The organism is Streptomyces sp. NPDC059224 (assembly GCF_042754285.1).
GTDB lineage: Bacteria > Actinomycetota > Actinomycetes > Streptomycetales > Streptomycetaceae > Streptomyces.
Genome location: NZ_JBHZAN010000067.1, coordinates 24,659 through 36,436, shown reverse-complemented (window position 1 = coordinate 36,436; position 11,778 = coordinate 24,659). Strand labels below are relative to the sequence as shown.

8 protein-coding genes and 1 pseudogene are annotated in these 11,778 nt (G+C 71.0%); 3 read left to right on the top strand and 6 right to left on the bottom strand.

Features of this window, described 5'->3' with window-relative positions; genetic code table 11:
• Positions 1 to 90 precede the first annotated feature (90 nt).
• A complete protein-coding gene (locus ACFXI4_RS42680; protein ID WP_385002557.1) occupies positions 91 to 1,473 on the bottom strand; it encodes an LCP family protein in 1,383 nt (460 codons plus the stop codon).
• 249 nt (positions 1,474 to 1,722) lie between these two features.
• Here ACFXI4_RS42680 and ACFXI4_RS42675 point away from each other — a divergent pair, with 249 nt between their 5' ends.
• On the top strand, positions 1,723 to 2,760 hold the full coding sequence (locus ACFXI4_RS42675; protein ID WP_385002554.1) for a glycosyltransferase family 2 protein: 1,038 nt from the start codon (positions 1,723 to 1,725) through the stop codon (positions 2,758 to 2,760).
• 311 nt (positions 2,761 to 3,071) lie between these two features.
• On the opposite strand, the gene ACFXI4_RS42670 is transcribed toward ACFXI4_RS42675, so the two are convergent.
• The 5 genes from ACFXI4_RS42670 to ACFXI4_RS42650 form a co-directional block, all read right to left on the bottom strand.
• Positions 3,072 to 3,260, bottom strand: a complete 189-nt coding sequence (locus tag ACFXI4_RS42670) for a hypothetical protein (protein ID WP_385002551.1) — start codon at positions 3,258 to 3,260, stop codon at positions 3,072 to 3,074.
• Positions 3,261 to 3,419: 159 nt separating this feature from the next.
• On the bottom strand, positions 3,420 to 5,018 hold the full coding sequence (locus ACFXI4_RS42665) for an LCP family protein (RefSeq protein WP_385002560.1): 1,599 nt from the start codon (positions 5,016 to 5,018) through the stop codon (positions 3,420 to 3,422).
• A gap of 242 nt (positions 5,019 to 5,260) precedes the next feature.
• Positions 5,261 to 6,985, bottom strand: a complete 1,725-nt coding sequence (locus ACFXI4_RS42660; protein WP_385002548.1) for an LCP family protein — start codon at positions 6,983 to 6,985, stop codon at positions 5,261 to 5,263.
• Positions 6,986 to 7,228: 243 nt separating this feature from the next.
• Entirely contained in the window at positions 7,229 to 8,353 is a 1,125-nt protein-coding gene (locus ACFXI4_RS42655; protein WP_385002545.1) for an LCP family protein, read from the bottom strand.
• Between the two features lie 324 nt (positions 8,354 to 8,677).
• Positions 8,678 to 9,433, bottom strand: a complete 756-nt coding sequence (locus ACFXI4_RS42650) for a TIGR03089 family protein (protein ID WP_385002542.1) — start codon at positions 9,431 to 9,433, stop codon at positions 8,678 to 8,680.
• 321 nt (positions 9,434 to 9,754) lie between these two features.
• Here ACFXI4_RS42650 and ACFXI4_RS42645 point away from each other — a divergent pair.
• Both ACFXI4_RS42645 and ACFXI4_RS42640 read left to right on the top strand, forming a co-directional pair.
• A pseudogene (locus tag ACFXI4_RS42645) lies at positions 9,755 to 10,432 on the top strand (N-acetylmuramoyl-L-alanine amidase); the annotation flags it as partial.
• A 188-nt stretch (positions 10,433 to 10,620) separates the two neighbouring features.
• Complete coding sequence (locus ACFXI4_RS42640) at positions 10,621 to 11,703, top strand: sugar phosphate nucleotidyltransferase (RefSeq protein WP_385002538.1); 1,083 nt, start codon at positions 10,621 to 10,623, stop codon at positions 11,701 to 11,703.
• The last annotated feature ends 75 nt before the right edge of the window (positions 11,704 to 11,778 follow it).

Sequence of the window (11,778 nt, the reverse complement as noted above, 5' to 3'; positions counted from 1 at the left end):
TTTCTGGGGCGCTCGTGCAGCGCCCTGCTTCTCAGGGGCGCGGGGAACTGCGCGAACGGCCCCCACCGGCCCGCAGGCGAAACCCCGCGCTCAGCACACCGTCTCGTCCCCCCGCACCACCGCCGCCTCGCCCTGCGGAACCGGCGCCTCCACCCGTACCTTCCGCACACTCTCCGGCCCCTTGAAGTCCGCCCCGGCCGTCACCCGCAGCACCGGTCCCATGCCGCGCACCGCCCGCAGCTCACTCCCCGGCAGGGCCGCCGCGAGCGACCGGGCCGAGCGGTCCCAGCGGGGGTCGTAGGAGATCACCGTCCGCCGCACGTCGTGCCGGACGGCGGTCACCGGCTGGTGGTTCGCCGCGAACCCCGCCGTCGTCAGCGCCGCGTCCATCCGACGCCCGAGCCCCACCGTCCCGGTGCCGTTCTCCACCTGCACCCGGATCTGTTGCGGCGCCACCTCCACGGTCACCGGCGTCGGCCCGGCGGGCCGCTTGGGTGCCGGCGGGGCCAGCGGCTTGTCCTCGCGCAGGGACTGGAACAGCCGGTCCGACCCGGCCTGGTCCCACTTGAGCGTCGAGCCGATGCCCTTCACGGCGTACCCCAGCTGCCCGACGGGGACGGTCGTGAACTCGGACGAGGACGGGGAGAAGTTGCGCATCGCCCGGCCGAGGTCCAGCAGCTCGTCCGTACCGAAGCCCGTGTCGGCCCGTACGGAGCCCAGCACCGCCCGCGTCACGTCCCGGAACTTGATCGGGTTCAGCAGCACGCCCGACGACGACGCCTGTTCGATCAGCGAGGCCAGGAACCGCTGCTGCCGCTTCATCCGGCCGAGGTCGCTGGCCGCGTCGACGTGCCGGGAGCGGACGTACTGCAGGGCCTGCCCGCCGTGCAGCATGTGCGTGCCGGAGGAGAGGTCGAGCCCGGTGTAGGAGTCCTTCAGCGGCTGCGGCGTGCAGATCTGGACCCCGCCGAGAACGTCGACGGTCCGCATGAAGGTGATGAAGTCGACCTCCAGATAGTGGTCGATCTTCAGATGGGTCATGTCCTCGACCGTGCGGACGGTCAGTTGCGGGCCGCCCTCCGCGTAGGCCGCGTTCAGCTTGATGGGGTGGGCGCCGTGCGTCCGGCCCGTCGTCACGTCGGTGTGCGGCGGGACCTCGGCGTACGAGTCGCGCGGCAGGCTGACGACCGTCGCCCGCTCCCGGTCCGCCGAGATGTGCACGATCATCATCGTGTCCGTGCAGTGGCAGGGTGCCCCGCCCAGCCGGTACTTCCGGCGCTCCTTCTCCGTGATCTTGTCGCGGCCGTCGGTGCCGACCAGCAGGACGTTCATGCCGTGGCCCTGGCGGGGCCGGTTCTTCATGTCCTTGAAGGGGTCCACCCGGGCGATGTCCGCGTCGAGACTGGCCATCACCGAGTGCCCGATCCCGGCCGACGCCAGCACCACCACCGAGAGTGTGGTCACGGCCCGCATGGCCCAGCGCGGCCGCCGGGGCCTCGCGGGTCGTACCGGCGGCCGCGGGGCCTGGCGGGTGGGTTGCGGTCGCCGCTGCGGCCGGGCGGGCCGGGCGGGGGACCGGGGCGGGCTGGCGGCCAAAGGACACCTCCGGACGGGGCCGTACGTGGGATCCGTGAGCACGGTAGGCCGATACGACCTTCAGCCCGCGGCTTGGCACCGGCGCCGCGCACCGGTGTCGCCCGTTCGCGGTAACGTGAGCCCCCTATGAACGCCAAGCCCGACGTGCGGCACCCCGCAGTTTCTGTGATCATGCCCGTCCTCAACGAGGAGCGGCATCTGCGCGGGGCCGTCCAAGCGATCCTCGCGCAGGAGTACGCCGGTGAGCTGGAGGTGGTCATCGCCCTCGGTCCGTCCACGGACCGCACGGACGAGATCGCGGCGCAGCTCGTCGCCGAAGACGCCCGCGTGCACACCGTCCCGAACCCGACCGGCCGCACCCCGGCCGCGCTGAACGCCGCGATCAAGGCCTCCCGGCATCCGATCGTGGTGCGCGTGGACGGCCACGGCATGCTCTCCCCGAACTACATCGCGACCGCCGTGCGGCTGCTGGAGGAGACCGGCGCGCAGAACGTCGGCGGCATCATGCACGCCGAGGGCGAGAACGCCTGGGAGCACGCGGTCGCGGCGGCCATGACCTCGAAGATCGGGGTGGGCAACGCCGCCTTCCACACGGGTGGCGAGGCCGGTTCCGCCGAGACCGTCTACCTCGGTGTCTTCCGCCGCGAGGCCCTGGAGCAACAGGGCGGCTACAACGAGGAGTTCATCCGCGCCCAGGACTGGGAGCTGAACTTCCGGATCCGCGAGGCCGGCGGGCTGATCTGGTTCTCGCCGGAGCTGAAGGTGTCGTACCGGCCGCGGCCGTCGGTGAAGGCCCTCGCCAAGCAGTACAAGGACTACGGCCGTTGGCGGCACGTCGTCGCCCGCTACCACGAGGGCTCCATCAACCTGCGCTACCTCGCCCCGCCGACGGCGGTGTGCGCGATAGCCGCGGGGATCGTGGTCGGCGCCCTGGTCACCCCGTTCGGGTTCGTGATCCCGGGCGGCTATCTCGCCGCGATAGCCGCCGGATCCGTCCCGGCCGGCAAGGGCCTGCCGCTCAAGGCACGGCTCCAGATCCCGCTCGCCCTCGCCACCATGCACATGGCGTGGGGGTACGGCTTCCTGACCAGCCCCCGGTCCCTGGCGAAGCGGGTCATCGCGTCCCGCCGTCCCGCGGTGCTCACCTCTTCCTCCTCCGGCTGAGCACCCGCCCGCTCCGGCGCGGCCCGGACTACCAGGTGTAGTCCGGGCCGACGTGCATGCAGGCCTTTGACCCCGTCGACGTCCGTGGCCTTCTTCACCTGGCCGGCCGGCACACCCAGTGCCTCGGCGACCCGCTGGGCGTCGCCCGCCAGGCGGGCGCTCGGACAGCGCACCGGCGTCCGGTCCTCGCTGAGCGGCGCCGAGGAGTCGGCGGCCGCCTCGTCGGTGATCTTTCGTCGTGGCCGCCGTCTCCTTCTTGTCCTTGCCGTCCAGCGCGATGTCCTCGCGGACCAGCCGCCACGGCTTGGTCGTCATGGTGATGCGCCGGATGGGGACCTCTTCAGCTCCCTGCTCAGGTCGTAGAACTCGGTGACCGTGCCGAGGCCGTCGTACACCTTGCCGGTGTCGGCGTCCGCGCGCCGGGGGATGTCGACGAGGGTGTCGCGGGGCATGGACACCACCGACATGTCGGTGCGGTGCGCCGAGACGCGCAGCAGCACCTGTGTTCAGGGGCTTCTGCCCCGCGCACCACCTGCCCGCCCTCCGCTTGTCACCGCCGCCGCACCCGGGTCCGTCTCGGACACCCGGGCACGGCGGCAGTGTCGTGCAGTCGCTTAGGAGTTGCCTGTGCCTACCTGTGCGGGGGGCGGGGGAGGGGGCTACTGCCACCGATAGGGCGCGTACACGTCCATGCACTGCTTGGTGTCGGAGCCGTTGATGGCGTCGGAGTTGTCCGGCAGGTCACCGGCCTTCGGCGCGGACTGCTTGGGATACGCAGTCCCCTCACGCCAGTCGGCACCGACGACGAGCGTGACGCCCGACACATCGGTGGTCTGCTTCACCTGGCCGACCGGGATCCCCAGTGACTTGGCGACCGCCTGCGCATCGCCCAGCAGGTCCGCGCTCGGGTACTCCACGACCGTCTTCTCCACGGACTCGGCGGTCCCCGAGGTGTCCGCGGCGGCCCTGGTGTAGCCCTTGGCGCCGAGTTGCGTGGCGATCGTCCGGGCCCGTCCGGAGACCGCGGCCTCGGTGGAGGTCCCGGTGGCGTTCCGCACCAGCACCCCGAGCTGATCGGCGGGTACGGAAGGCGACTTGGTGGCCGGGGCGCTCCCGCCGCTCTTCTTCCCGCTCTCCTTCGCGTCGCCGTTCTTGTCGAACGCCACGTCGTCGCGGAGCATCTGCCACATCTTGTCGGCGTTGACGGTGTCCGGTACGACGTGGTCGTCGTTCTGCGGGTCCGGCACGTTCGGCATGGTCACGCTGGTGATGCGGTTGGTCGGCACCGACTTCAGCTGCATGGCCAGGTCGTAGAGCTTCTTGACCGTGCCGATCTCCTCGGACACCGTCAGCGAGTTGGTGGCCGCCTCGGCCAGGTCCATCAGGCGCGGGGTGTCGGTGAAGACGTTCTGCCCCTTGAGCGTCCGGATCATCGAGTTCAGGTACATGTGCTGGGCGCGGGCCCGCATCAGGTCGCTGCCCCAGGCATGCCGGGTGCGCAGCCACTGCAGGGCCTGCTTGCCCTGCACCTTGTGGCTGCCGGCGGTCAGCTTCAGCCCGGAGCCGCCGGGCACCTGCGGTGTCGGGTGGTCCCACACGCTCTGGTTGACGCAGACCTCGACCCCGCCGATGGCGTCGGCCATCTTCACCACACCGGCGAAGTCGATCGTCATCCAGTGGTCGATGTAGACCCCGGTGAGGTTCTCCCAGGTGGCCAGCGTGCAGCCGGCGCCGCCGCGGGCCAGTGACTCGTTGATGATGCTGTTGGCCGCCGGGAACACCTTGCCGGTCTTCGGGTCCGTGCACTTGGGTATGTCCACGCGGGTGTCCCGGGGGATGCTCACCATCGACGCGCTCTTGCGGTCCGCGGACAGGTGGATGAGCATCTGGACGTCGCCGAGCGGCGGGTTGCCCACGTTGTCCTTGCTGCCGCCGAGCTTCACGTTCTCCGCGGAGTTACGGCTGTCGGAGCCGATCAGGAGGATGTTCATCGGAGTCTGCCCGGCCGCGTTCGGCGCGGTCCTGCGTGCCTTGGAGTCGCCGCTGTTGCGCTGGCCCTTGTGGATGTTGCCGTTCAGGTGCTGGTAGTAGAGGTATCCGGCGCCGGCCGTACCGAGGATCACCACCGAGAGGCCGGTCGCCGACCAGCGCAGCACGTGCCGTCCGCGTCTGCGCCGGCCTCCGTTCTTGCCTCGTGACCCGCCGGTGCCGCCCCCACGGCCGCCCGCCGCCTCGGACGCCTTCGGTGCGAGGGACATCGTGTCCTCGACCGCAGGCACTTCCCCGCGCACGTCGCTCTGCGTCAACTCCCTGCCCTCCCCGCCCTGCGCGCTCACGCGCACCGGCCCGCCGCCGACGCCCCCCATCGGACGTGCCACGGACCGCACGGGTCCGCCCCGCGCCCGGTTAGACGCGTGACGGACCCATAGGGTTACCTGCCAATTTGCTGTGACTTGGTGTCATCGGAGAGCAACTCACCGCCACCGCGCCCCGCTTGCTCCTACTTGGCGCAGGTCACCTTGTCCGCGGTGGTCTTGCTGTCCACGTCCGGCGCCTTTGTCGGAGTGGTGAGGGACACCCCCGCCCCCTGGAAGTCCTTGCCCAGCGTCAGGGTCATCGCGGGCACCCCCTGGGAGTTGGTCACGCTCTTGCCGGGCTTCAGCGCCGAGCCGGACAGCCCCATCAGGGAGGCCAGTTCGCGGGCCTGTGAAGCCTGGTCGGGACCGTACTCCAGTGTGGTCCTGGCGAGTTCGGCGGGCGCGTTGCCGGAGTTCTCCGACTTGAGGACGCCCTTGTCGTTCTGCAGCCAGCTGAGGGTCTCCTGGGCGCTGCCGGCCGGGGCGCCGCCGTTGAGGATCCGCACCCGCACCTCGGAGGCCGCGGACTTGGGGCCCTTGAGGCGGGCGGCCGCGGCGTCCTTGCTGGCCTGCGCCTGCTTCTTCTTGACCGCGGTGAAGGAGACGTCGTCCTTGATGGCCGCGAAGACCGGCGGCGCCTTGGTGTCGTTGAGCACGACGGTCGCCTTGACCTTCTCGGCCGGGTTGTCGATCACCGGGACGGTGGTGAAGGTCAGGTTCTTCGGGTTGAGCTTGCCGAGCTCCAGACCCAGGTCCTTCAGCTTGCCGATGCTGTCCAGCTGGGAGTCGACGGTCAGCGCCTTGGTGCCGACCTCGGCCAGCTTCACCAGTTTCGTGGGGCTGCTGAGCGTCGAGTTGGAGCTGAGCTTGCGCATCAGGGCGCTGAGGAACTGCTGTTGCAGCTGGATCCGGCTCAGGTCACCGCCGAAGCCCACCGAGTGCCGGGTGCGCACGAAGGCCAGCGCGGTCTCGCCGGAGATGTTGTGGGTGCCCTTGGACAGCTTCAGGTGCGAGTCCGAGTCGTCGATGTCCTTGGCCAGACAGACCTCGACCCCGCCGACCGCGTCGGTCAGCGTCTTGACCGCGTTGAAGTCGGCCACCATGAAGTTGTCCGGCGTGATCCCGGTCAGCTCGGTCACCGTGCGCACCGTGCAGCTGGCCGTACGGCCGTCCTGGCCGAGGCTGGTGTTGAAGCGGACGTCGGTGGTGCCCGGGATGACCTTCTGGGTGCCGTCGGCCTGCTCGGTCGGGCAGTCCGGGACGTCCACGATCAGGTCGCGCGGGATGCTCAGCGCGGTCGCGTTGGAGCGGTCCTTGGAGATGTGCAGCAGGATGTTGGTGTCGGCGTGGCCGACGCTGCCCGTGTCGCCGTAGCCCTCGTTGCCCTTGCCGGTGCGCTTGTCGGTGCCGATCACCAGCAGGTTGATCGCCTTGTCCTTGCTGAAGCCGCCGGTGCTCGCGCCGTCGTCGGAGACGGACGTGATGTTGTCGTTGAGGTGCTTCACGTAGAGGTAGCCGGCGGCCGAGACGGCGACCAGGACGAAGGCCATCGAGCCGCCGGTCCACAGCAGCACCTTCTTGGCCTTCGACTTCTTCTTCACCGGCCGCCGTGAGCGCCGCCCGGGCGGCGGCTCGGGCTCGGCACGCCGCCTGCGCTGCCCCGGCACCTGTCCCGGAGTCTCCCGGCCCGCGGTCTCCCGCGGTGCGTCGGTGCCGGTGCGCGACGATGTCGGCCGGCGCGGTCCGGGGACCGACGACTGCGGTGCGGAAGGTGTCAGTCGCAGTTCGTATTCGCCGGTGTCCGGATTGAGTACCCACTGGTCTGCGGGATCGATGTTGTCCGCCCGCCCACGGCCTTGCGCGTCCACGGTTGTCCGAATCCTCCGTCGGGGCCACGCGGCGCCTTCCCCCCCATCAAGGCGCTCGGTCACGGTTAACAGTGCACGGCCCCAGGACGGACCTCGCGGCCGGGTGCACCGGAGGGCTCACACTATCCGTCCAGTTCAGCGTCAAGGGACGCCAGTGACAAATTCATCCTCCCTACAACCGGGCAATCCGCCTCATTTAACTGACAACGAACGGCGCCGAAGTTCGCCGCCTTGGCGGGTGCATTACCCGCAACTGTCCTCGGCGGCGGTGTTCCCGTGAAACCCGGATGCCTCGGAGTCTTCCGAGGAGGAAGTGTTCTTCTTGGTGACCGGCACCGGTTTGTCGGCCCGCAGCAGTGCGAAAAGGGCGTCCGCCCTGCCCTCCACGAGCTGGTCACGATTGGAGTCGTACACATACGGCTCGCGCGGGACGGTGAGGAACTGCACCTGTTCGGTGGGGATGTCACGCAGTCCGCGGACGAGTTGGTACAAACCGCGCAGACTGGCCAGCTCCGGGTCGGTGGTGAGCGCGGAGGTCGCCGCGTCCAGCAGCGGATAGAGCTTCGCCGGGTTCAGCAGTACGTCACTGCCCCGGACTTTGCTGACGAGTGCCCCCAGGAACAGTTGCTGCCGTTCCATCCGCTCGGTGTCACTGCCGTTTCCGAGGGACTTGCGCGCCCGTACGTAGCCCAGAGCCTGCTCCCCGTTCAGAGTTACCCGCCCGGCGGGCAGCCGCAGTTTGGCCGCCTTGTCGTCGATCGGTTCCTTCAGGCAGACCTGCACCCCGTCGATCGAGTCGACCATGTTCTTGAAACCGCTGAAGTCGACGACGACGTGATGGTCGATCCGGATGTCGGTGAGCTTCTCGACGGTGCGGATGGTGCAGGCCGAACCTCCGACCTCGAACGCCGAGTTGAACAGCGTGAACGAGGGCTCGCTGCGGCGGCCGTCGCTCCGCAGACAGCTCGGTACGTGCACCATCAGGTCCCGGGGCAGGGACACGGCGGTGGCGCTGCGCCGGTCCGCGGCGAGGTGCAGCAGGATCGTCGTGTCGGACCGCTCGGTGCCCAGGTCCTTGCCGTAACGGCGGTTCCCGTTCCCGGCACGGGTGTCCGACCCGATGAGGAGGATGTTCTGCGCGCCGCGCACCAGCGCGGTCGGGCGCTCCCGCTCGTAGCGGGCGAGCTCTGCGGCGGCCGCCTCGTCGGGGGTGATGTTGTGGCTGAGCCGGTCGTACAGCACCCAGCCGCAGGCGAGCGTGCCGGTGCCGAGCAGCGCGCCGACCACCGCCGCACCCCGCAGCCAACGCCGCCGCAGACGCCGGGCAATGCCGTCCCCGGTCGCGGTTGCCCCTCCGACGTCGGTCACTCCTCCAGAGTGCCCGGGGGTGAGGGCGCAGGGCGGCGGTAACTACTCCACAAGGGTGAGCGACCCCACCCCCACTGACCTGCAGCGCACGCACGCCGCACGGACCCGCGTCCGGCGGGTGGCCCTGCCGGCTCGTCCGGCGAGGACGTCACCTGCCGTCGCCCGTCGCGCGACCCCGCTGGTCCGTGGCTGATGAAGGCGCTCAGCGCCCGAGGCCGGAGGACGGCCCCCGTTGATCCGTCCGGCGAACGGCCCCACCGGTCCGCGGCCGGGGAGCGGGCCCGTCCGTGGACGGGCTCGACGGTTTGTGGTCGGTGGGTGGGATTAGCGGACCGTCGCCGTGACCCGTTCGCTCTCGATTCGCTTGGCGGTGTCCTTCTCGCTCAGTTCCGCCAGGTGCCGGCACAGCACCACCGACCCCCCGACCGCCAGCGGCGCGTACAGACCCGCACTAAGGCCTTCCCACGTGTCGAAGTCCAGCCCCGACAGCAGTCGTGACCCGGGACCGGTCAGGTCCAGCCCCGGCGCGTCCGCGAGCGCGCGCTCCACCACCTCGGCCCCGCTCATCTCCGCACCGGCCACGATCAGCGCCGGCTCCTCCGGATCGACGGGCGCGAACGGAGCGAACCGGTCCCCCTGGCTCGGCACCTCCACCGCGTAGTCGGCGAAGCAGTCCGGGACCGCCGGGAAACGCCCGCCCAGCGGCCGCAGCGCGAGAGCGACCCGCTCCCCGCGGCAGGCCCGGGCCGCCGCCAGCGAATCCGGCCCGCTCACCACCACGTCGGCCGCCGCGGGGTCCCCGCCCACGTCCGCGATCACGCCCACCGACGAACAGGCGAGCAGCCACACCGCGGTCTGCCAGTGCGCGGGCAGCAGCAGGGCCACCCGGTCACCGGGCCCGGCCGCGAGGTCACCCTGGAGCAGGTTCGCGGTCTTGGCCACCCAGTTGGCGAAGGTGGCCACGGACAATTCGACGCGTTCGCCCGTGGCATCGTCGTAGAAGGTCACCAGGGGGCGGCCGGGGTCCGCGGCGAGCGCGGAACGCAGCAGGTCGGCAGGGGTGCGATCGGTGGCGTTCACCCGGGAAAGCGTACGCCGAGGCCGACGCGACCACCGCCCGGCGGGGCCACCGGTTCGACGCGGTCGCATTCGACGGACCGTCAGTCACGAAATGGGCATGAATATCGATTATGTCCGAGATCAGAGGCGTGCGTGGATTCCGGGCTTCCTCGATCGGCGTCACCTGCGCGGCGGCCCTCGCCCTCCCCGCCGCCGCGCTGACCATGCCGTCCGCGGCCGCCCCACCGGGAGTGCCGCCCCCACCGGCGGCACCGGTCACTGCCCCTCACCTCCCGCACCCGGGAACGCGTCCTCGGCCAGGCCCCCGAACAGGGCCTGCGCCGCGACGACCTGGAGCACTTCTCCCTCGTCGGCGTCGGCTGGGACAACCCCGGAACCGAACTGCACGGCCTGGTCCAGGTCCGCAGGCGGTCGGCCGCCACCGGCGACCGGACGGGCCGGCAGGACGTCGACACGCACAACGCCGGCCACGGCGCCGACCCGGGCACGGCAAGAACCGACTCGGGTCGTGTGCACGGCTGCACCACCCCCCTGTGGGCGGGTGACCCGGACGGCGTCGACGTACGGGTGCGTGCCGAACTCGTTGACCATCCCGGCCCGCGCGGCAGCACCCCCACCGGCGGCACGACCTGCTCCCGGCCGGCCTGCGTCTGGAACTCGTCGGCCCCGGCGAGGAGGCCTCTCCGCAGGGCCCGCCGGCCGGCGTTCCCCGCACCGGCACCGGCAACGGGTACAAGTGCTCCCAGGCCCCGTCCGTCATCCGCGGTGTCTACCGCTGCCACGTGGTGAGCATGGGCCGGCGGGACATCGTGGGAGCTCGGGCTCTTCGGGGCCAATCCGACGGGGAAGACATATCTGAAGTCCGGCGGTGGCAATCTCTACCCAAAGGGGAAGAACGTACGACTGAACGTGATCTCCGGCCACAGGGACGGGTACGCCACCGAGTGTCCCGGCGCGAAGCTATACGCCGAACTCGGCTCGGCTCGGCCCGGACCGGCTCCGCGCGCCTCCAGGGACGCTGAGGACGGGGGACCGCGTTCACCGCCGTCGGGGGCAGTCGGGGGAAACCGCACACCGATGCCGCGTGGCACCGCGCGGCCGTCGAGGGCGCCGTCGCACGGTCTGCATACACTGGCCGGCCGACAGAAGAGAGTTCGGCCGGTCCCGGCAGGAAGCAGAGACGACAGGTGACAGAAGCGATCCTCCTGGTCGGCGGCAAAGGCACCCGGCTGCGCCCGCTCACGGTCCACACGCCCAAGCCCATGGTCCCGGCCGCGGGCGTACCGTTCCTGACGCACCAGCTGGCCAGAGCCAGAGCGGCGGGCGTGGACCACATCGTCCTCGCGACGAGCTATCTGGCGGAGGTCTTCGAGCCGTACTTCGGCGACGGCGCGGCACTCGGCCTGCACATCGAGTACGTCACCGAGGAGGAACCGCTCGGCACCGGCGGCGCCATCCGCAACGTGGCGGCCCGTCTCCGCTCGGGCCCCGAAGAGCCGGTCCTGATCTTCAACGGCGACATCCTGACCGGCCTGGACATCAGGGCGCTCGTCGGGATGCACGAGAGCACCGACGCCGACGTGTCCCTGCACCTCACCAAGGTCACGGACCCGCGGGCGTACGGTCTCGTCCCCACCGACGAGACGGGCCGGGTCCTCGCGTTCCTGGAGAAGCCGCAGACCCCCGAGGAGATCGTCACCGACCAGATCAACGCGGGGGCGTACGTCTTCCGCCGCTCGGTCATCGACACGATCCCGCAGGGCCGCCCGGTGTCGGTGGAACGGGAGACCTTCCCCGACCTGCTGGCGGCCGGGGCCCATCTCCAGGGCATGGTGGACTCCACGTACTGGCTCGACCTCGGCACCCCGGCGGCCTTCGTCCGCGGCTCGGCGGACCTGGTCCTGGGCCGGGCTCCGTCCCCGGCCGTCCCCGGCCGCTGCGGCGACCGCCTGATCCTGCCCACGGCCCGGGTCGCGGCGGACGCGAAGCTGACGGGTGGCACGGTGGTGGGAGAGGGCGCGTTCGTGGCCGAGGGCGCACGGGTCTTCGGCTCCACGATCCTGTCGGGCGCCGTGATCGAACCCGGCGCGGTGATCACCGACTCCCTGATCGGCCACCGCGCCCGGGTCGGCGAACGCGCGGTCCTGACGGGCACGGTGATCGGCGACGGAGCGACCGTCGGCGCGGACAACGAGCTGCGGGAGGGCGCGCGGGTGTGGTGCGACGCGATGATCCCGGCGGGGGCGGTGCGGTTCTCCTCGGACCAGTAGGGGGCTGCTGAGCAGGTACGACCGCGGCGGGGCCGCGCACCGGCCGGGGCCCCGCCCCTGGAGGGTGCGTCACCC